We start from the raw sequence: 20088 nt of genomic DNA on the forward strand, positions 1-20088 counted from the left end.
TCAGTAGGAGTCCTTGATGGGGATCTTGCGCAACTGGTTGAGCTCCTCCTCGGCCAGCCGGATGCGCTTGCGCAGTTTCCGGTTGTCATTGAGGTGGCGCAGGATGAAACCGGTACAGGCGAATGCGCCCAACACCGAACCGATGAGGATGCTCAGGAAGATCAGGATGGACAGAGGCAGTTGCACCTCGCCCACGTAGAGATTCACCGCCACGGAGCCTGCGTTCAGCAGGGAGAATGTCGCGCCGATCAGGACGGCCAGAGCCAGGGCCAGCAGCAGGATCAGCTTGCGCACTCTGGATACTCCATGGGTTGGTGTTTCAGGAAAACGGTACGGACCTACTGTTCGTGGACGGCATTGACCCGTTCACGCAACTCCTTACCCGGTTTGAAATGGGGTACGTATTTGCCCGGCAGGGAAACGGTCTCGCCGGTCTTGGGATTGCGGCCCACACGCGGCGGGCGGAAATGCAGGGAAAAGCTGCCGAAGCCGCGAATCTCGATGCGGTCACCGGTTGCCAGGGCCTGACTGAGATGCTCCAGCATGGTCTTCACCGAGAGTTCCACGTCCTTGTAGGCCAGGTGGCTCTGCTTGCGAGCAAGGATCTCGATGAGTTCGGACTTGGTCATCACAGGGTCTCCGCCACTGGGTTACGTGATAGAACACGTTCGGGACTGTGGAGCATGGACGCCGGCGTGAGATCTCCGGCCTGCCCATCGCACAAAAATCCGGCACAAAAGGCCGGCCGGGCAGATGCCCGACCGGCTTTGTTACCGACTTGCCTTACTTGTCCTTGGAACCCATCTGCTCCTTGAGGAGATCCCCAAGGGAGGTGGTGGCGGAGCCGGAGCTGCTGCTGTAGTCCTGCAGCGCCTCGGCTTCCTCGGCATAATCCTTCGCCTTGATGGACAGGGTCACGGTGCGGTTCTTGCGATCCACGCCCATGAACTTGGCTTCCACCGTATCGCCCACGTTGAGCACGGAACGCACGTCTTCCACGCGGTCGCGGGACAGTTCGGAGGCGCGCAGCACGCCATCCACGCTGTCGGCCAGCTCCACGATGGCAGCCTTGGCGTCCACTTCCTTGACCACGCCCTTGACGATGCTGCCCTTGGCGTGTTCGGCCACGAAGTTGGAGAAGGGATCCTTGTCCAGCTGCTTCACGCCCAGGGAGATGCGCTCGCGCTCCGGATCCACGGCCAGTACCACGGCCTCGATCTCGTCGCCCTTCTTGTAGTTGCGCACGGCCTCTTCGCCTTCCATGTTCCAGGACAGGTCGGAGAGATGCACCAGGCCGTCGATGCCACCGTCCAGGCCCACGAAGATGCCGAAGTCGGTGATGGACTTGATGACACCGGAGACCTTCTCACCCTTGTTGTGGGTGGCGGCGAACTCTTCCCAGGGATTGGGCTTGCACTGCTTGATGCCCAGGGAGATGCGGCGACGCTCCTCGTCGATGTCGAGGATCATCACTTCAACCTCGTCACCCACGGCGACCATCTTGTTGGGGGCGATGTTCTTGTTGGTCCAGTCCATCTCGGACACGTGCACCAGGCCTTCCACGCCGTCTTCGATTTCCACGAAGCAGCCATAGTCGGTGATGTTGGTGACCTTGCCGAACAGGCGGGAGCCAATGGGGTAACGACGGGTGATGTTCTCCCAGGGGTCATCGCCCAGCTGCTTCAGACCGAGGGATACCCGGTTACGCTCGCGGTCGAACTTGAGCACCTTGACCTCGATCTCCTGACCGATCTCCACCACCTCGGAGGGATGCTTGACGCGCTTCCAGGCCATGTCGGTGATGTGCAGCAGGCCGTCGATGCCGCCCAGGTCCAGGAACGCACCGTAGTCGGTGAGGTTCTTGACGATGCCCTTGAGCACCATGCCTTCCTGCAGGTTCTTGAGCAGTTCGTCGCGCTCGGCGCTGTATTCCTTCTCCACCACGGCGCGGCGGGAGACAACGACGTTGTTACGGCGCTGGTCGAGCTTGATGAGCTTGAACTCCAACTCCTTGCCTTCCAGGTAGGCGGTGTCGCGCACCGGGCGCACATCGACGAGGGAACCGGGAAGGAAGGCGCGGATGTCGCCGAGTTCCACGGTGAAGCCGCCCTTGACCTTGCCGGAGATCATGCCGGTGATGGTCTGGTCGCTTTCCATGGCGGTTTCCAGGCGTTCCCAGGCCTTCGCGCGCTTGGCCTTCTCGCGGGACAGACGGGTTTCACCGAAGCCGTCTTCGGGGCTCTCGAGAGCCACCTCGACCACGTCGCCCACCTTGACTTCCATTTCCCCTCTTTCGTTGAGGAACTGGTCGGCGGGGACCACGCCTTCAGACTTCAGACCTGCGTTGATCACCACCACGTCGGGCGTCACGTGAATGACGGTGCCGTTGATGATGCTGCCTGGCTTCATCTGCGTGAAGGCCATGCTCTCTTCGAACAGTTGCGCGAAACTTTCACTCATGAGTTGATTGAACCTGCAATGCGGATCCTGTGCATTCCCTGCCCGGACCGGTTGATGGTGTTGTGACCGAGGGACGATCCTGTCCTGGTCGTTGAACATTAATGTTTAGGTCAAATTTCTCTCTTCGGCCAGTCGCAGCACCTGTTCGAGCACGGATTCGATGTCGAGATGGGTGGAATCCAGGACCACCGCGTCATCGGCCGGCTTCAATGGCGCCACGCTCCGCTCGGCATCCCGGCGGTCGCGTTCGGCCAGCTCTTCCGAAAGGGCGTGAAGGTTAGCACTAAGTCCTTGTTCTTTCAACTGCTTATAACGGCGTCTGGCGCGCTCCTCGCAGCTGGCGGTGAGAAACACCTTCAGGGGGGCATCGCTGAACACCACGGTGCCCATGTCCCGGCCGTCGGCCACCAGCCCCGGGGCCTGCCGGAAGGCCCGCTGGCGGTCCAGCAGGGCGTCGCGCACCGGCTGCAGGGCGGCCACCCGGGAGGCGGCGTTGCCGGCCTGCTCGGTGCGTAGTTCCCCGCCCACCGGGGCGCCATCCAGGACGATCACCGGGGCCCCCTGCCCGTCCACCTCGAAGCGCACATCCAGGTTCCGTGCCAGTTCCGCCACGGCCGCCACGTCGTCCAGGGCCATGCCCCGGCGCAGGGCGGCCAGGGCCACCAGGCGGTACAGGGCGCCGCTGTCCAGCCAGTGCCAGCCCAGGCGTTCCGCCACCAGGCGGCTCAGGGTGCCCTTGCCGGAACCGCTGGGTCCGTCGATGGTGATGACCGGCGCCGTCACGACTGGGGCCCCTGGGTGATCGCGAGCCCTGCCCCTGCGGCGAGTTCCACGAAGCCCGGGAAGGAGGTGTTCACGTTGGCGCAGTTGCGGATGTGCATGGCCCCCTCGGCGCGCAGGGCCCCCATGGCGAAGCTCATGGCGATGCGGTGATCCCCGTGGCTGTCCACGGTGGCGCCGCGCAGATGGCCGCCGCGGATGCGGATGCCGTCCGGGGTGGGCTCGGCCTCGATGCCGCAGGCCAGCAGGCCGTCGGCCATCACCTGGATGCGATCGCTCTCCTTGACCCGCAGTTCCTCGGCCCCGGTGAGCAGGGTCTCCCCCTCGGCACAGGCGGCGGCAATGAACAGGGCCGGGAATTCGTCGATGGCCAGGGGCACCAGTTCCTCGGGAATGCGCACGCCCCGAAGCGGCGCGCTCACCACCCGCAGGTCGGCCACCGGCTCACCGCCCGCCTCCCGGGGGTTCTCCACGTGGATCTCGGCACCCATGAGCCGCAGGATATCGATCACGCCCACCCGGGTGGGGTTCATGCCCACGTGTTCCAGGGTGATCTCGGAGCCCTTGGCGATGCTGGCGCCCACCAGGAAAAAGGCCGCCGAGGAGATGTCCGCGGGCACGTCGATGCGGGTGGCCTTGAGCCGCCCGCCGCCCTGGACGCAGGCCCGGTTGCCCTCGCGGCTCACCGGATAACCGAAGCCGGTGAGCATGCGCTCGGTGTGGTCCCGGGTGGGGGCCGGCTCGGTGACGCAGGTGCTGCCCTCGGCGTAGAGGCCGGCCAGCAGCAGGCAGGACTTCACCTGGGCGCTGGCCATGGGCATTTGATAGTCGATGCCCCTGAGTGTCTGGCCGCCGTGCACATGCAGGGGCGGCGTGCCGGTCGCGCTGGTGTCGATCCGGGCGCCCATGGCAGCCAGGGGCTCGGTGACCCGCTTCATGGGCCGCTTGGTCAGGGAAGCATCGCCCACCAGGATGGTATCGAAGGCCTGCCCCGCCAGCAGGCCGGACATGAGGCGCATGGAGGTGCCGGAATTGCCGAGATCCAAGGGGCCGGCAGGTGCCTTGAGGCCGTGCAGGCCGACACCCTGGATGGTCACCCTGCCCTCCCTGGGTCCGTCGATCTCCACGCCCATGGCCCGGAAGGCGGCGAGGGTGGCCATGCAGTCCTCACCATTGAGGAAGCCGGTGACCTCCGTGGTGCCCTCGGCCAGGGAGCCCAGCATGATGGAACGATGGGAAATGGACTTGTCCCCGGGCACCCGGATGCGCCCGGCCAGCCTGCCGCCGGATTGGACCTCGAATGCGATTTCATGCGCTTGTGACATGGTGAATTAAGTTCCTTAAACCCTTCAACGCTAAGACGCGAAGACGCAAAGCTCGCAAAAGGGCTCATTACAAAGATTTATTGATACTTCTTGCCTTTTTGCGTCTTTGCGTCTTTGCGTCTTTGCGTTGAAGCTGTTGAAAAAAATCTCAATGACAAAACCGGTCCCGGGCCGCCTTGGCCCGCTGGAAGATCTCCAGTAGCCGGTCGCCGTCGCCCTGCTGGACGGCCTCGGTGATGCCGTCCAGGTCCTCCCGGTAGTGGGCCATCACCTTGAGGATGGCCTGGCTGTTGGCGAGGCAGATGTCCCGCCACATGACCGGGTCGCTGGAGGCGATGCGGGTGAAATCCCGGAAACCGCCCGCAGCGTAACGGAAGATCTCGTCCCGCTCGCCCATGCGCGCCAGGCTGTCCACCAGGCCAAAGGCCAGCAGGTGGGGCAAATGACTGGTGGCGGCCAGGACCTCGTCGTGGTGTTCCACACTCATCTCCTCGACCACGGCGCCGGCCACCTCCCACATGGCGCGCACCTTCTGCACGGCTTCGGGACGGGTGTGCGCCAGCGGCGTGAGGATCACCCGGCGCCCCTGATACAGCTCCGGGAAGGCGGCCTCCACGCCGCTCTTCTCCGTGCCGGCGATGGGATGACCGGGCACGAAGCTGGCCGGCGGCTCGCCGAAGGCGGCGCTGACCGCGGCCACCACGCTCGCCTTGGCACTGCCCACGTCGGTGAGCACCGCATCCGGGGCTAGGGCATCGCCGATGGCGCGGCACACCGGTTCCATGGCGCCCAGGGGCACGGCCAGCAGCACCATGTCCGCGTCTCGTACCGCCTCGGCCGGTTCCAGGCTGTAGGCGTCGATCACGCCCAGTTCCACGGCGCGCTTGAGGTGCGCCTCGGAACGGGAACAGGCCACCACCTGTTTGCAGTAGCCGGCCCGGCGCAGTGCCAGGGCCAGGGAACCGCCGATCAGGCCGGCGCCGAAGATGGCGAGCTTGCGGATCAAGTGCGCAGCACCTTGTCCAGGGCAGCAATGAAACGGGCGTTCTCGTGCGCGCGGCCGATGGTCACCCGCAGGTGATTGGGCAGGCCGTAGCCGGCGATGGGACGCACGATCACGCCCTCGCGCAACAGGGCCTGGTACACGGGGCCCGCCTCCCGGCCCATGTCGATGGACAGGAAATTGCCCACCGAGGGGATGAAACCCAGGCCGCGTTCCCGGCAGGCGTCCATCACCTGGGCCAGGCCTTCCCGGTTGACGCGCACGCTTTCGCTCACGTGGTCGGTGTCGTCCAGTGCCGCCACGGCGGCGGCCTGGGCCAGCAGGTTGGTGTTGAAGGGTTGGCGCACCCGGTTGAGGATGTCCGCCACCGCCTCGCCGGAGACGGCGTAACCGATGCGCAGGCCCGCGAGTCCGTGGATCTTGGAGAAGGTGCGGGTCAGCAGCAGGTTGGGAAAGGTATCCAGCCAGCGGCTGCTGTCCGGGTAGCCATCCGCCTCCACGTACTCGAAATAGGCCTCGTCCATGACCACCAGTGTGTCCTCGGGCACGCGTTTGAGGAAGCCGTGTACCGCATCCTCGTCCAGCCAGGTGCCGGTGGGGTTGTTGGGGTTGGCCACGAACACCACTCGGGTATCGGCATTGATCAGGGACGCCATGGCGTCCAGGTCATGGCCGTAGGGCATGGCATGTTCGGGTCCGTTGGCCGGTGCCACCCGGGCCTCGGCGCCCACCGCCTGCACCACGATGGGATAGACGGCAAACGCATGGGCGCTGAACACGGCATTGCGCCCCGGCGCCAGGTAGGCACGGGCCACCAGCTCCAGGATCTCGTTGGAACCGTTGCCCAGGGTGATGCGCGAGGGCGTGACATCGAACTGCTCGGCCAGTCTCCGCTTCAGGGCAAAGCCGTTGCCGTCGGGGTACAGGGCGATGCCGCCCAGTTGGGCGCGCACGGCCTCGAGCGCCTTCGGGCTCGGGCCCAGGGGATTCTCGTTTGAGGCAAGCTTGATGCTTTCGCGGATACCCAGTTCCCGCTCCAGCTCCTCGATGGGCTTGCCGGGCTGGTAGGGGGTCAGGTTCTGCACCCCGGCCAGCGCCAGGGCCCGATAGTCACAACTCATGAGATTAGTCCGTTGTCAGTCGTCAGTTGTCCGTTGCCAGTGATCTGTAGTCAGCGATGTATTTTGAACTACTGACCACTGACAACGGACAACTGACAGCCTCTATAGCACCGCTCTGGGATAGGACCCCAGCACCTTGACCAGATCCGCCTCCTGCTCCAGGGCCGCGATTGCCTGGCGCACCTTGTCGTCTTCCTCGTGGCCTTCCACGTCGATGAAGAACACGTAATCCCAGTTCACGCAGTGGGAGGGACGGGACTCGATGCGCGTCAGGCTCACGTCCGCGCGGGCGAAGGGCTCCAGCAGCCGGTACAGGGAACCGGGGCGGTTGCGGGTGGACAGCAGCAAGGAGGTCTTGTCCCGGCCGGACGGCCCGCTGGCCCGCTGGCCGATCACCAGGAAACGGGTGGTGTTGTCCGGGGCATCCTCGATGTTGGCGTTGAGGACATTGAGCGCGTAGCGCTCGGCGGCAGCCTGGCTGGCGATGGCGCCGGCACCCTCCTCATCGGCGGCACGCCGCGCGGCCACTGCGTTGCTGCTCACCGGGATGCGCTCGGCCTGGGGCAGGTTGGCGTCCAGCCATTCCCGGCACTGGGCGAGGGACTGCTGGTGGGAATAGATGCGCTTGACCTGTTCCCGCGCGACGCCGGGTTTCGCCATCAGGTGATGATGGATGCGCAGGGCCACCTCGCCGCAGATCTTGAGCGGCGACTGCATGAAGCGGTCCAGGGTATGGGTAACCACGCCCTCGGTGGAGTTTTCCACCGGCACCACGCCGTAATGGGCGGCGCCGGACTCCACCTCGCGGAACACCTCGTCGATGGCACCCAGGGGCACAGTGTGCACCGAGTGGCCGAAGTGCTTGAGGGCCGCCGCCTGGGTGAAGGTGCCCTCGGGACCCAGGAAGGCGACGTTCAAGGGTTCTTCCAGGGCGAGGCAGGCGGACATGATCTCCCGGAACAGGCGCGCCATCTCCTCGGCATCCAGAGGGCCTGGATTGCGCTGCTGGATCTTGCGCAGGATCTGCGCCTCGCGCTCGGGACGATAGAACTCGGCGTTGGGATCCGCGTCGCGCTTGACCTTGGCCACCGCCTGGGCACAACGGGCCCGCTCGCTGATCAGCCTGAGCAGTTCATCGTCCAGGGCATCGATGCGCGCCCGGATCTGTTCCAGTGATTCCTGTTCGCTCATGAGTCTCTACAACACCCGTACACGCAGGACGCCATCGATGGCGGAGATCTCCCGGGCGGCATCTTCGGTGATCTCGCCTTCCACGTCCATGATCGTGTAGGCGATGGCGCCCCGGGATTCGTTGACCATGTGCACGATGTTCAGGCCGGCCTTGCCCAGGATGTGGGAGATCTGGCCCACCATGTCGGGCAGGTTGCGGTTGATCACCGCCAGCCGGGAGTCGCCGGCCCTCGGCAGGAACACCTCGGGCAGGTTGACGGAATTGCGCACGTTGCCGTTCTCCAGATACTCCCGCAGCTGCTCGGCGACGATCACGGCGCAGTTCTCCTCCGCCTCGTGGGTGGAGGCACCCAGGTGGGGCAGCGCGATGACCTTGGGATTCGCCAGCAAGGCAGGCGTGGGGAAATCGCACACGTAGGCGTGCAGCTGACCCGCGTCCAGGGCGCGGCACACCGCCTCCTCGTCTACGATGCCGGCCCGTGCGAAGTTGAGCAGCACCGCGCCGGGCTTCATGCGGCCCAGACGGTCGGCGTTGATCATGTTGTGGGTGGCGTCGTTGAGCGGCACATGGAAGGTCACGAAATCGGAGCGGGACAGCAGGTCATCCACGCTGGCGGCATGCTGCACGTCGGACGACAACTGCCAGGCGCTTCGCACGGTGATCTTGGGATCGTAGCCGATCACCTGCATGCCCAGGGCACGGGCGGCGTTGGCGATGCGCACGCCGATGGCACCCAGGCCGATGACGCCCAGGATGCGGCCGGGCAGTTCGAAGCCCACGAACTTCTTCTTGCCTGCCTCCACCCGGTGTTCCAGATCCGGTGCCGCGGTATCCAGGTTGCGGGTGTAGTCCCAGGCGGCGCAGAGATTGCGCGCGGCCATGAACATGCCCGCCAGCACCAGTTCCTTCACCGCGTTGGCGTTGGCGCCGGGCGCGTTGAACACAGCAACGCCCCGCTCGCTCATGGCCTCGACGGGGATGTTGTTCACCCCGGCACCGGCCCGGCCGATGGCCTTCAGCGCATCAGGCAGGTCCATGTCGTGCATGTTGAAGGACCGCACCAGCACCGCGTCCGGGTGGGACATCTCGGAGGCGATCTCGTAATGGTCCCGGGGAAAGCAATCCAGACCCTTCACGGAGATGTTGTTGAGCGTCAGGATCTTATACATGTTTGTCTGCCCTGAAATAAACTGTTGCCCGCAAGAATAAAGTCACAGCAATAAGTATTTCTCGCCAAGACGCAAAGCACGCGAAGGAAAAACACGTTTCAGCAAAATGACTTCTTTGCGTCTTCACGCCTTTGCGAGAACATGTTTTGTGTCTTTGTTGTTTGCTTGGCCAAGCTGACTCAAGCCCTTCTTTGTTCGAAGTCGGCCATGAAATCCACCAGCGCGCTTACGCCCGCCTCGGGCATGGCGTTGTAGATGCTGGCGCGCATGCCGCCCACCGAGCGGTGGCCCTTGAGGGTCGTCAGGCCCAGCGCGGCGGCCTCCTTGAGGAACTCGCCGTCCAGGTCGGGATTGGCCAGGGTGAAGGGCACATTCATCCAGGATCGGCAGGCCGGGTCCACGGGATTGGCGTAGAAGTCCGAGCCGTCGATGGCATCGTAGAGCTTGCGAGCCTTGCGCTCATTGATCTGTGCCATGGCCTTGAGACCACCCAGGCCCAGCAACCACTGGAACACCAGGCCGGCCAGGTACCAGCCGTAGGTGGGCGGGGTGTTGTACATGGAATCGTTGTCGGCGTGCACCTTGTAATCGAACATGGTGGGCGTGCCGGCGAGGGTCTCGCCGATCAGGTCCTCACGCACGATGACGATGGTCAGGCCCGCCGGTCCGATGTTCTTCTGGGCGCCGGCATAGATCAGGCCGAAACGGGAGACATCCACGGGGCGGGACAGGATGGTGGAGGACATGTCCGCCACCAGGGGCACATCACCGGTCTCCGGGATCCACGGAAACTCGACGCCGCCGATGGTCTCGTTGGGGGTGTAGTGCAGATAGGCCGCGTCCTCACTGCGTTGCCAGGTCTCGAAGGCGGGCACGGAATTGAACCCATCCGCCTCGCTGCTGGCCACCACGTTCACGTCTGCGTACTTGCGGGCCTCCTCGATGGCCTTCTTGGACCAGGCGCCGGTATTGACGTAATCGACGCGCTTTTTGCCGCGCAGCAGGTTCATGGGCACCATGGCGAACTGCGCCGATGCGCCACCCTGCAGGAACAGGACCTTGTAGTTGTCCGGGATCTCCATGAGGGTGCGCAGGTCACGTTCGGCGGCCTCGGCGATGGACATGAACGCCTTGCCCCGGTGGCTCATCTCCATCACCGACATGCCGGTACCGTTCCAGTCCAGCATCTCCTCCCGGGCCTTTTCGAGCACCGGCTCGGGCAGCATGGCGGGACCTGCACTGAAATTGAACACGCGCGTCATGGGGACCTCGGGTTGTGGTTCGCTGTGGTTGTCTGGAAATCTGTCAGGGTTTGGCGTCGCCAGGCGTAGCTTGGGGTGAGCGCAGCGAACCCCAACGGGCCGAGTTTCATGAGACCGCCGTGTTGGGGTTCGCTGCGCTCACCCCAAGCTACGGGTATCAGGCCTCTTCTGTGCCGGCGTCCTCGCCACCGTCTTCGTCTTCACCGTCTTCTTCATCGCCCTCGCCGTTGAGTCCGGCCACCCGGGCCAGTTCCACCAGGTGCTCCTGGTCGGTGAGACGGATCAGACGCACGCCCTGGGTGTTGCGGCCCAGCACGGAAATGTCGGCCACCGGGGTGCGCACCAGGGTGCCACCGTCGGTGATGAGCATCACCTCGTCCTCATCGGCCACCAGCGTTGCACCCACCACGGCGCCGTTGCGGCCGCCAGTCTGGATGGCGATCACGCCCTGACCGCCACGGCCGTGGACCGGGAAATCGTCGGGCGGGGTGCGCTTGCCGTAGCCGTTCTCCGTGGCGATCAGCACCGTGCCCTCATCGACGATGATGAGCGAGATCACCCGCTGATCCTTGGCGAGTCTCACGCCGCGCACGCCGCAGGCGGTGCGACCCATGGGGCGCACCTGCTCCTCGCTGAAGCGGATCGCCTTGCCGGCGGAGGTGAGCAGCATGACATCGCGGCTGCCATCGGTGATCGCCACGTCCACCAGCTGGTCACCCTCGCGCAGGTCCACGGCGATGATGCCGTTGCTGCGCGGGCGGGAGAAGTCCACCAGCGGGGTCTTCTTCACCGTGCCGCTGCTGGTGGCCATGAACACGTACAGGTCTTCCTGGTACTCGCGCACCGGCAGGATGGCGTTGATGCGTTCGCCCTCCTCCAGCGGCAGCAGGTTGACGATGGGCTTCCCGCGGGAGGCGCGACTGCCCTGGGGCAGCTCGTAGACCTTCAGCCAGTAGGCCTTGCCGCGGCTGGAGAAGCACAGGATGGTGTCGTGGGTACTGCACACCACCAGACGGTCGATGAAGTCCTCGTCCTTGACGTTGATGGCGGACTTGCCGCGCCCGCCGCGCTTCTGGGCGCGATAGGCGCTCACCGGCTGGTACTTGGCGTAACCCGCGTGAGACAGGGTCACCACCACGTCTTCCTCGGTGATCAGGTCTTCCAGCGTCAGGTCCAGGCGGCTTTCGATGATCTCGGTGCGTCGCTCGTCGCCGAACTGCTCACGCATCTCCAGCAGCTCGTCGCGGATCACCTGCATCAGGCGGTCGGGACTGCCCAGGATATCCAGCAGGTCGTCGATCTTCTCCAGCAGCTCCTTGTACTCGCTGACCACCTTCTCCTGCTCCAGCCCGGTGAGGCGGTGCAGGCGCAGGTCCAGGATGGCCTGGGCCTGGGCGTCGGAGAGGTAGTAGCCGTCGGCGTGAATGCCGAATGCGGCATCCAGATCCTCGGGACGGGAGGTGGCGGCGCCGGCCCGGGCCAGCATCTCGTCCACCACGCCGGACTTCCAGGCGCGCCCCATCAGACCGGCCTTGGCCTCGGCGGGACTGGCGGAGGCCTTGATCAGGGCGATGACCTCGTCGATGTTGGCCAGCGCAACGGCCAGGCCTTCCAGGACGTGGGCGCGTTCGCGGGCCTTGCGCAGGTCGTAGATGGTGCGCCGGGTGACCACCTCGCGGCGGTGGCGCAGGAAGGCCTCCAGTACCTGTTTGAGGTCCAGCAGGCGCGGTTGGCCATCCACCAAGGCCACCATGTTGATGCCGAACACGTTCTGCATCTGGGTGTGCTGGTAAAGGTTATTGAGGATGACCTCGGGTACCTCGCCCCGCTTGAGCTCGATGACCATGCGCATGCCGTCCTTGTCGGACTCGTCGCGCAGCTCGCTGATGCCCTCGAGCTTCTTCTCCTTGACCAGCTCGGCGATCTTTTCCAGCAGCCGGGCCTTGTTGACCTGGTAGGGCAGTTCGGTGACCACGAGGCTCTGGCGGCCGCTGCCCTCATCGGTCTCCACGTGGGAACGGGCACGCAGGTAGATCCGTCCGCGGCCGGTGTGATAGGCCTCGTGGATGCCGGTCGCACCGTTGATCACGGCCGCGGTGGGGAAGTCCGGGCCCGGCAGATGTTCCATGAGCTGCGGGATGCCGATGGACGGATCGTCGATCAGGGCCACGCAGGCATCCACCACCTCGCGCAGGTTGTGGGGCGGAATGTTGGTGGCCATGCCCACGGCGATACCGGCGGAGCCGTTGATCAGCAGGTTGGGCAGGCGAGTGGGGAATACCGAGGGCTCGCGCTCGGAGCCGTCGTAGTTGTCGACGAAGTCCACCGTCTCCTTGTCGATGTCGGCCAGCAGCTGGTGGGCCAGCTTGGACATGCGCACCTCGGTGTATCGCATGGCCGCCGGGGCGTCGCCGTCCACGGAGCCGAAGTTGCCCTGGCCGTCCACCAGCATGTAGCGCATGGAGAAGGGCTGGGCCATGCGTACGATGGTGTCGTATACGGCGGTGTCGCCGTGGGGGTGGTACTTACCGATCACGTCACCCACCACACGGGCGGACTTCTTGTAGGGCTTGTTCCAGTCGTTGCCCAGCTCCTGCATGGCATACAGGACCCGGCGATGTACCGGTTTGAGACCGTCCCGGACGTCCGGGAGCGCCCGCCCGATGATCACGCTCATGGCGTAATCCAGGTAGGACTGGCGCATTTCGTCTTCCAGATTGACGTGCAGGACTTCTTTCGCGAACTCTGCCATGCCGGGGGAAACCCTCTTCTGTGGCGGGACTGACAAAGGCGAAATAGTACCACGACCCCGGGGTCAGGGTCGATTGAGAAAACGGCTCAGAGCGCCTCTCAGGGGCCCTCATGAAGTTAGAAGTAGGAATTGCGAAGTGCGAAATCACGAAACGGACTGTCAGGTGCGGTCTTGAAGCTGCTTCCTACTTCCCACTTCTTACTTTAAACTCCCACTTCCCAATTCCCACTTCTTACTTCATGAGGGCGGTCATTTTCGCCCGATCAGGCCGCTCCACCACGCCCTTCTCCGTGACAATGGCGTCGATCAGCGCCGCCGGGGTCACGTCGAAGGCCGGGTTCCAGGCCCCTGCCCCTTCGGCGGCCACGGGCTGGCCGGCCAGGCTCAGGACCTCGGAGACGGGGCGCTCCTCGATGGGGATGCCGGCACCGTCGGGGGTGTCCATGTCGATGGTCGAGGTGGGGGCCACCACCATGAAACGCACCCCGTGGTGGCGGGCCAGCACCGCCAGGGCGTAGGTGCCGATCTTGTTGGCGGTGTCGCCGTTGGCGGCGATGCGGTCGGCGCCCACCACCACCCAGCCGATCTTGCCGGTGCGCATCAGGCTGGCGGCCGCCCCCTCGCAGATCAGGTCCACGGGGATGCCGTCCTGGACCAGTTCCCAGGCGGTGAGCCGGGCGCCCTGCAGCCAGGGGCGGGTCTCGTCGGCGTAGACCTTCCTGATGCGCTGCTGGCCGTAGGCGCTTCGGATCACCCCCAGTGCCGTGCCGTAGCCGCCGGTGGCCAGGGAGCCGGTGTTGCAGTGGGTCAGCACCGCCTCGGCGGGGTCCATCAGCGCCGCGCCCAGTTCCCCCATGCGCCGGTTGTCGGCGAGATCATCTTCATGGATACGCCGCGCCTCGGCCTCCAGGCGCGCCGGCAGATCCGCCCCGCCCTGCCCGATCACGGCCTTCATGCGCGCCAGGGCCCAGAACAGGTTCACCGCCGTGGGCCGGGAGGCGGCCAGTCGCTCCAGATCCGGGCCCAGGACATCCAGCCAGTCCGGCGTGTCGGCGGGCAGGCGACGGGCGGCCAGCACCACGCCGTAGGCCGCGGTGATGCCGATGGCTGGCGCGCCACGCACCACCATCTCGCGGATGGCGTCGGCGGCGGCCTTCGCATCCGGGATGTCCAGGTAGACGGTCTCCCGGGGCAGGCGGCGCTGATCCAGGAGCTTGAGGGACGTGCCGTCCCAGAGGACGGCGCGCACGGTATCGAAGGCGAGATCGGTCGGTTTCATGGGCCGGGATTGTACCCCTGAGGCGATGGCATCGAAACCGCAAAACACCCCGGGCGTGAATGCCCGGGGCATGGCGGGATCAGGCAGATTTCACCTGGTGCAGGTGCACGTCCCGCTGCGGGAAGGGGATGCTGATGCCGTTGGCATCGAAGGCCAGCTTGACGTTCTCCAGCAGGTCGGCGCGCACCGGCCAGTAGTCCGGGGTGTTGACCCAGGGGCGCACGTTGATGTCCACACTGCTGTCCCCCAGCTCGCCCAGCGCGATGCTGGGCGCCGGGTCCTGGAGAATGCGCTCGTCGGCGGCGATCACTTCGGCGATGATCTGCTTGGCCTTTTTGAGGTCGTCGCCGTAACCGATGCCAAACACCAGGTCGATGCGCCGGGTGGGCTTGGCGGAGACGTTGACGATGGTGCCGCCGTAGATCTGGCCATTGGGGATGATGATCTGGCGGTTGTCTCCGGAGCGGATCATGGTGGAGAAGATGCGTACCTCTTCCACCACTCCGGCGGTGCCGGCGGCCTCGATGAAGTCACCCACCTTGAAGGGTCGGAACAGGATCAGCATCACGCCCGAGGAGAAGTTGGACAGGGAGTCCTTCAGGGCCAGACCCACTGCCAGGCCGGCGGCACCGAAGATGGCCAGGAGCGATGTGGTCTGCAGCCCCAGGTGGTCCAGGGCGGCGATGATCACCGCGATCAGCAGCAGGGTGTAGAGGATGTTGCCCAGGAACTGCACGAGCATCGCGTCCATGCCGGTCTTCGCCATGACCTTCTTGACCACCGAGGTGATCCTGCCGGCGATCCATTTACCGATGAACCAGATCAGCAGCGCAACCAGGATGCGCAGGCTCCAGGGGATGGCGTACTGTTCGACGAATCCGGGCTGGGTAATGATCTCGAGCGGTTCCATGGAGGACTCCTTGTGAGGGTTCAGTCGATGCAGACTGCACCCTCACAAGGTATGCGTCAATGGATCACCAGGGGGCGCCCGGCAGGCCGGACCACAGCTCATTGATATCGGGGAACTGCCACGCGGCGGGGTCTTCCCTGCCGGCGATGCTGTCCTGGCAGAGGGGGGCGGACAGATCCACCAGCTTAGGCGCAAGCCGGCCCTTGGATTTGGTGGAGTAGAAGACCTTCACCACCGGTTTAAGCAGGGAGCGCTTGGACTGCTCCACCACCACGGCGATCTTGCCCGAGTCCAGGCGCACCAGCGATCCGATCGGGTAGATGCCGAGGCTCTTGACGAAGGCCTGGAACACGGCGGGATCGAAATGACCGTCGACCCATTCCGCCATCCTGCGGACGGATTCGGAAGGATCCCAGCCGGCCTTGTAGGGCCGGTTGGAGGTGATGGCGTCGTAGACATCGCAGACCGCGCCCATCTTGGCGTAGAGACTGATCTGGTCTCCTGCCAGCCCCTTGGGATACCCGGAGCCATTGACCTTTTCGTGGTGATGCAGGCAGACATCCAGGGTCACTTCGTCGAAGGCATCTCCGGCCTCAAGGAGCATCCGGTGACCTTCGCCGGGGTGGCTCTTCATGATGGCGAATTCCTCATCCGTGAGCTTGCCCGGCTTGTTGAGCACCTCGAGCGGCATGGCGGCCTTGCCCAGATCGTGCATCAGGCCGGCGATGCCCGCAGAATGAATCTGGTCCTCGTCCAGATTGAGCTGGCGTCCCAGGGCGATCATCAGGGCGCACACGGCGACCGAGTGCATGTAGGTGTAATCGTCGGCATTTTTCAGGCGCACCAGGCTGACCAGTGCGCCCGCGTTGCGGGTGACGGAATCGGTGATCTCCTCGACCACCTTGCGCGCCAGTGCATTGTCCACCGCCTTGCCCATGCGCGCCTCCTGGAACATGGAGGTCATGGCCTGCCTGGCCTTGGCGCAGACCTTCGCGGCGCGATTGAGCTCCTCGGCGATGGGCACGTCTTCCCGGGCTCGCTCACCGGCAGCGGCACGCTCCAGTGATGCCTCGATCTCGGCCTCGCTCCGTGCCTCCATGACCGCATTCGCCGCATCCTGCACGTCCAGGCCGCGGTCCGTATCGATCCAGACCTCCCTGACACTGCTCGCCTTCAGGGTGGCGAGGTCCTTGGGATCATCGAGCAGGAAACTGGTGCGCCAGAAGGGATGTTCGAGCCAGGAACCGCACATCTCCTTGATGTACATGCCTTCCACCAGATGCTTCACTTGAATCTTCTTCAGCATGCGAGGGAGGCGTTCCTGGGACGTGGGCAGTGGTGGGATGGGGATGATGAATCTGGTGATGCCCCGAGCAGGCCATCAGCCCGGGCCGCATCAATGCATCAACGAGTTCTGTAATTATGTGATCCAGTGCAAATTCTCACAAGGCAGCGACCTCGGCTTCTTCCGGGGGAAAGCGCCGTTTGTCCGTTCGTGCCCGCCTTCTGTCCACGATGAGCCCTGAAGGTGGCGCTGATTGTCGGTGCGCCCCGTCGCCTGTATCGTTTGCGCCCATGGAAACCATCGACACCCTCATCAAGGCACGCTGGATCATTCCGGTGGAGCCCGACGACACCGTCCTCGAACACCATGCCCTGGCCATCCGCGCCGGGCGCATCGTGGCGCTCCTGCCTTCGGCCGAGGCCGATAGCCGCTACCGGGCGGACACGGTCCATGAGCTGCCCCACCACGCCCTGATCCCGGGGCTGGTGAACACCCACACCCATGCCGCCATGAGCCTGATGCGCGGCCTGGCCGATGATCTGCCCCTGATGGAATGGCTCAAGGGCCACATCTGGCCCGCAGAGGGCCGCTGGGTGGGGGCGGAGTTCGTGGAGGACGGCACTCAGCTGGCCATGGCGGAGATGCTGCGCGGCGGGGTGACCTGTTTCAACGACATGTACTTCTTCCCGGAGATCACCGCCCACGCCGCCGCACGGGCGGGCATGCGCGCGGCACTGGGCCTGATCGTCATCGATTTCCCCACCGCCTGGGCGGCCAATGCGGATGAGTACATCGCCAAGGGCCTGGCCCTCTACGATGACCACAAGGACGAGGCACTGCTGTCGTTCTGCTTCGCGCCCCATGCGCCCTACACCGTCTCCGACGAGCCCCTCAAGCGCATCCGGACCCTGGCCAACGAGCTGGACCTGCCGGTGCACATGCACGTGCACGAGACTGCCCACGAGGTGGAGGAATCCATGGCCCGCTTCGGCATGCGCCCCCTCGAGCGCCTGGCGCAGCTGGGTCTGGTGGGTCCCAACCTGCTCGCCGTGCACATGACCCAGCTGGAAGATGCCGAGATCGCCCACCTGGCCGAGGCTGGCGCCCACGTGCTGCACTGCCCGGAATCGAACCTCAAGCTGGCCAGCGGCTTCTGTCCGGTCCAGAAACTCCTGGATGCCGGGGTGAACGTGTGCCTGGGCACCGACGGCGCCGCCAGCAACAACGACCTGGACCTGATGGGCGAGATGCGCACCGCCGCGCTGCTGGCCAAGGGGGTGGCCGGGGATGCCGCCGCCCTGCCCGCGGCCGCGGCCCTGCGCATGGCGACCTTGAACGGTGCCCGGGCCCTGGGGCTCGGCGAGGAGACCGGCTCCCTGGTCCCCGGCAAGGCGGCGGACGTGGTGGCCGTGGATCTCGGCGCCCTGGAAAGCCGCCCCGTGTATCACCCGGTCTCGCACCTGGTCTATGCCACGGGCCGTCAGCAGGTGACACACGTCTGGGTGGCCGGCAAGGCCCTGCTCAAGGACCGCCGCCTCACGACCCTGGACCTGGAGGCGATCCAGGCCAGGGCGATGGCGTGGCAGGAACGCTTGAAGGCAAACGCATGAAGGCGGGACAACAGCAATTCAAAATTCAAGATTCAAAATTCAAAGGGGACATCCACAGCCGTGCCTTGAATCTTGAATTTTCAATTTTGAATTCCCCACCATGTTGTACCATGTAGCCCACACTCCTGACCTTACCCGACATGCCTAACAATCCCGCCCCCAACGTGGATCCACGCGAGGTATCCAAGTTCGACGACCTGGCTCACCGCTGGTGGGACCCGGAAGGCGAGTTCAAGCCCCTGCACGAGATCAATCCCCTGCGCCTGGACTACGTGGAGCGCCGCGCGCCCCTGGCCGGCGCCCGGGTACTGGACGTGGGGTGCGGCGGCGGCATCCTGGCTGAATCCATGGCCCGGCGCGGCGCCACGGTGACCGGCATCGACATGGCCCCTGGCCCGCTGGAGGTGGCACGCATGCACCTGCTGGAAACGGGGCTCGAGGTGGACTACCGGCAGATGCCGGTGGAACAGCTGGCCGAGGAGATGCCCGGCGCCTTCGACGTGGTCACCTGCATGGAGATGCTCGAGCATGTGCCGGACCCCGCCTCGGTGGTGGCCGCCTGCGCCCGCCTGGTGAAGCCCGGCGGACACGTGTTCTTCTCCACCATCAACCGCAATCCCAGGGCCTTCCTGTTCGCCATCGTGGGGGCCGAGTACCTGCTGCGCCTCCTGCCCCGGGGCACCCACGAGTACGCCCGCTTCATCAAGCCCTCGGAGCTGAATCGCTGGGTGCGCGCCGCCGGTCTCGAGACCCGCCACGTGGGCGGCCTGAGCTACAACCCGCTCACCCGGGAATACCGCCTGGATGACGACGTGCAGGTGAACTACCTCATGCACACCGCGAGGGAATCGTGAGGGCGCCCCTGGACCTGCCGTACCGGACGATCCTGTTCGACCTGGACGGCACCCTGGCCGATACCGCCCCGGACCTCTATGCCGCCCAGGCCCTGCTGTCCCGGGAGCGGGGCCGCGAGCCCCTGCCCTTCGAGGCCGTGCGCAACCATGTCTCCCACGGGTCCAGTGCCCTGGTGAAGCTCGCCTTTCCCGAGGCCCAGGGGGAGGCGTTCGAGCACCTGCGCGAACGATTCCTGGAGATCTACGCCCAGAACCTGTTTCTGGACACGGTCCTGTTCCCGGGCATGGAGACCCTGCTGGCCTGGATCGAATCCCAGGGGCTGAACTGGGGCGTGGTGACCAACAAACCCGCCTTCCTCACCGATCCCCTGATGGAATCCCTGGGTCTGGCCCAGCGGGCCGCCTGCATCGTCAGTGGTGACACGGTGGATGAACGCAAACCCCATCCCCTGCCCATGTGGCACGCCTGCGAACTGGCCGGGTCACGGCCGGTGGAGTGCCTGTACGTGGGCGACGCCGAACGGGACATCCAGGCAGGCCGCGCCGCCGGCATGGCCACCCTGATCGCCCTGTACGGCTACATCGACGAGACCCAGCGCCCGGACGAATGGGGCGCCAGCGGCATGATCCGCGAGCCCCGCGAGATCCTGGACTGGATGCTGGGGACCCATGAGCCGCTGCCGGTTGTGGGGCATCGGTAAAACCAGATGCTTGCCGCGGAGGCGCAGAGAAATAAAGGGAATGGACAGGATTTACATGATTAACATGATGTAGAGCGAGTTTCAGGCGCTGTTCAAGATGTGTTTAATCCCACTAGTGTCCGGTTAAGAATCGAACAGATTCAATTGGTTACGAGACTCAGGGTCATCGCAGCTGTAGTTTGCATCCAAGAATGCCGCATTTAACGGCATTTTCTCGAACAGCGTGATCGAGAAAATCTGTAGCAAAGTGTAGAGAGAAACCTGCGGGTCCAATCGTTTCTTGACAATGGCCACCAACACATAGACCGACACGGCGCTCCAGATTTGTGTCTTGACCGCATTCTCTGAGGTCCCCAGGAACTTCTTGATGCGCAGGTGTTGCTTG

At 64.9% G+C, this 20088-nt stretch carries 17 protein-coding genes and 1 pseudogene; 3 read left to right on the plus strand and 15 right to left on the minus strand.

Annotated elements, in window-relative coordinates; translation table 11 throughout:
- The 14 genes from D580_RS0108830 to D580_RS0108895 all read right to left on the minus strand — a co-directional run bounded on the left by D580_RS0108830 (nucleotide 1) and on the right by D580_RS0108895 (nucleotide 16559).
- Entirely contained in the window at nucleotides 1-294 is a 294-nt protein-coding gene (locus tag D580_RS0108830) for a LapA family protein (RefSeq protein ID WP_018954045.1), read from the minus strand.
- A 44-nt stretch (nucleotides 295-338) separates the two neighbouring features.
- Complete coding sequence (locus D580_RS0108835) at nucleotides 339-629, minus strand: integration host factor subunit beta (RefSeq protein WP_012638111.1); 291 nt, start codon at nucleotides 627-629, stop codon at nucleotides 339-341.
- Between the two features lie 154 nt (nucleotides 630-783).
- On the minus strand, nucleotides 784-2460 hold the full coding sequence (gene rpsA, locus D580_RS0108840; RefSeq protein ID WP_018954046.1) for a 30S ribosomal protein S1: 1677 nt from the start codon (nucleotides 2458-2460) through the stop codon (nucleotides 784-786).
- Between the two features lie 105 nt (nucleotides 2461-2565).
- Entirely contained in the window at nucleotides 2566-3243 is a 678-nt protein-coding gene (cmk, locus tag D580_RS0108845) for a (d)CMP kinase (protein ID WP_012638109.1), read from the minus strand.
- The gene (gene aroA / locus D580_RS0108850; RefSeq protein ID WP_018954047.1) at nucleotides 3240-4565 is read right to left on the minus strand and encodes a 3-phosphoshikimate 1-carboxyvinyltransferase; all 1326 of its coding nucleotides are present in this window, start codon (nucleotides 4563-4565) and stop codon (nucleotides 3240-3242) included. Before aroA ends, cmk begins: the two co-directional genes overlap by 4 nt.
- Before the next feature lie 148 nt (nucleotides 4566-4713).
- Nucleotides 4714-5571 (minus strand): prephenate dehydrogenase, encoded by an 858-nt coding sequence (locus D580_RS0108855; protein ID WP_018954048.1) that lies wholly within the window; start codon nucleotides 5569-5571, stop codon nucleotides 4714-4716.
- On the minus strand, nucleotides 5568-6689 hold the full coding sequence (gene hisC / locus D580_RS0108860; protein WP_018954049.1) for a histidinol-phosphate transaminase: 1122 nt from the start codon (nucleotides 6687-6689) through the stop codon (nucleotides 5568-5570). Before hisC ends, D580_RS0108855 begins: the two co-directional genes overlap by 4 nt.
- Nucleotides 6690-6791: 102 nt before the next feature.
- On the minus strand, nucleotides 6792-7880 hold the full coding sequence (pheA, locus tag D580_RS0108865) for a prephenate dehydratase (protein ID WP_018954050.1): 1089 nt from the start codon (nucleotides 7878-7880) through the stop codon (nucleotides 6792-6794).
- Nucleotides 7881-7886: 6 nt separating this feature from the next.
- Nucleotides 7887-9050, minus strand: coding sequence for a phosphoglycerate dehydrogenase (locus D580_RS0108870; RefSeq protein ID WP_018954051.1), 1164 nt, complete (start codon nucleotides 9048-9050; stop codon nucleotides 7887-7889).
- A 179-nt stretch (nucleotides 9051-9229) separates the two neighbouring features.
- Nucleotides 9230-10312, minus strand: coding sequence for a 3-phosphoserine/phosphohydroxythreonine transaminase (gene serC, locus D580_RS0108875; protein WP_018954052.1), 1083 nt, complete (start codon nucleotides 10310-10312; stop codon nucleotides 9230-9232).
- Between the two features lie 157 nt (nucleotides 10313-10469).
- Entirely contained in the window at nucleotides 10470-13064 is a 2595-nt protein-coding gene (gene gyrA, locus D580_RS0108880; protein ID WP_018954053.1) for a DNA gyrase subunit A, read from the minus strand.
- A 232-nt stretch (nucleotides 13065-13296) separates the two neighbouring features.
- Nucleotides 13297-14343, minus strand: coding sequence for an S-methyl-5-thioribose-1-phosphate isomerase (gene mtnA / locus D580_RS0108885; protein ID WP_026289843.1), 1047 nt, complete (start codon nucleotides 14341-14343; stop codon nucleotides 13297-13299).
- Nucleotides 14344-14422: 79 nt separating this feature from the next.
- Complete coding sequence (locus D580_RS0108890; RefSeq protein ID WP_018954055.1) at nucleotides 14423-15253, minus strand: mechanosensitive ion channel family protein; 831 nt, start codon at nucleotides 15251-15253, stop codon at nucleotides 14423-14425.
- Between the two features lie 64 nt (nucleotides 15254-15317).
- The gene (locus D580_RS0108895; protein WP_018954056.1) at nucleotides 15318-16559 is read right to left on the minus strand and encodes an HD-GYP domain-containing protein; all 1242 of its coding nucleotides are present in this window, start codon (nucleotides 16557-16559) and stop codon (nucleotides 15318-15320) included.
- A gap of 269 nt (nucleotides 16560-16828) precedes the next feature.
- On the opposite strand from D580_RS0108895, the gene D580_RS0108900 reads away from it, so the two are divergent.
- The 3 genes from D580_RS0108900 to D580_RS0108910 all read left to right on the plus strand — a co-directional run bounded on the left by D580_RS0108900 (nucleotide 16829) and on the right by D580_RS0108910 (nucleotide 19703).
- Nucleotides 16829-18148: a TRZ/ATZ family hydrolase gene (locus tag D580_RS0108900; RefSeq protein WP_018954057.1), complete on the plus strand. Its 1320-nt coding sequence runs from the start codon at nucleotides 16829-16831 to the stop codon at nucleotides 18146-18148.
- A 140-nt stretch (nucleotides 18149-18288) separates the two neighbouring features.
- A complete protein-coding gene (ubiG, locus tag D580_RS0108905) occupies nucleotides 18289-19002 on the plus strand; it encodes a bifunctional 2-polyprenyl-6-hydroxyphenol methylase/3-demethylubiquinol 3-O-methyltransferase UbiG (RefSeq protein ID WP_018954058.1) in 714 nt (237 codons plus the stop codon).
- Nucleotides 19003-19010: 8 nt separating this feature from the next.
- Nucleotides 19011-19703 carry an HAD-IA family hydrolase gene (locus D580_RS0108910; protein ID WP_051081792.1) on the plus strand — a complete coding sequence of 231 codons (693 nt, stop codon included), beginning with the start codon at nucleotides 19011-19013 and terminating at the stop codon, nucleotides 19701-19703.
- A gap of 123 nt (nucleotides 19704-19826) precedes the next feature.
- Here the strand turns inward: D580_RS0108910 and D580_RS0108915 are convergent.
- Nucleotides 19827-20088 (minus strand): annotated as a pseudogene (locus D580_RS0108915) (IS4 family transposase); the annotation flags it as partial.

This window comes from Thioalkalivibrio sulfidiphilus (genome assembly GCF_000377945.1).
Classification (GTDB): domain Bacteria; phylum Pseudomonadota; class Gammaproteobacteria; order Ectothiorhodospirales; family Ectothiorhodospiraceae; genus Thioalkalivibrio_A; species Thioalkalivibrio_A sulfidiphilus_A.

Coding starts and splice junctions, on each gene's coding strand:
- D580_RS0108835 (WP_012638111.1), bottom strand. CDS start 629: ATGACCAAGTCCGAACTCATCGAGATCCTTGCTCGCAAGCAGAGCCAC.
- rpsA (WP_018954046.1), bottom strand. CDS start 2,460: ATGAGTGAAAGTTTCGCGCAACTGTTCGAAGAGAGCATGGCCTTCACG.
- aroA (WP_018954047.1), bottom strand. CDS start 4,565: ATGTCACAAGCGCATGAAATCGCATTCGAGGTCCAATCCGGCGGCAGG.
- hisC (WP_018954049.1), bottom strand. CDS start 6,689: ATGAGTTGTGACTATCGGGCCCTGGCGCTGGCCGGGGTGCAGAACCTG.
- pheA (WP_018954050.1), bottom strand. CDS start 7,880: ATGAGCGAACAGGAATCACTGGAACAGATCCGGGCGCGCATCGATGCC.
- D580_RS0108870 (WP_018954051.1), bottom strand. CDS start 9,050: ATGTATAAGATCCTGACGCTCAACAACATCTCCGTGAAGGGTCTGGAT.
- serC (WP_018954052.1), bottom strand. CDS start 10,312: ATGACGCGCGTGTTCAATTTCAGTGCAGGTCCCGCCATGCTGCCCGAG.
- gyrA (WP_018954053.1), bottom strand. CDS start 13,064: ATGGCAGAGTTCGCGAAAGAAGTCCTGCACGTCAATCTGGAAGACGAA.
- mtnA (WP_026289843.1), bottom strand. CDS start 14,343: ATGAAACCGACCGATCTCGCCTTCGATACCGTGCGCGCCGTCCTCTGG.
- D580_RS0108890 (WP_018954055.1), bottom strand. CDS start 15,253: ATGGAACCGCTCGAGATCATTACCCAGCCCGGATTCGTCGAACAGTAC.
- D580_RS0108895 (WP_018954056.1), bottom strand. CDS start 16,559: ATGCTGAAGAAGATTCAAGTGAAGCATCTGGTGGAAGGCATGTACATC.
- D580_RS0108900 (WP_018954057.1), top strand. CDS start 16,829: ATGGAAACCATCGACACCCTCATCAAGGCACGCTGGATCATTCCGGTG.
- ubiG (WP_018954058.1), top strand. CDS start 18,289: ATGCCTAACAATCCCGCCCCCAACGTGGATCCACGCGAGGTATCCAAG.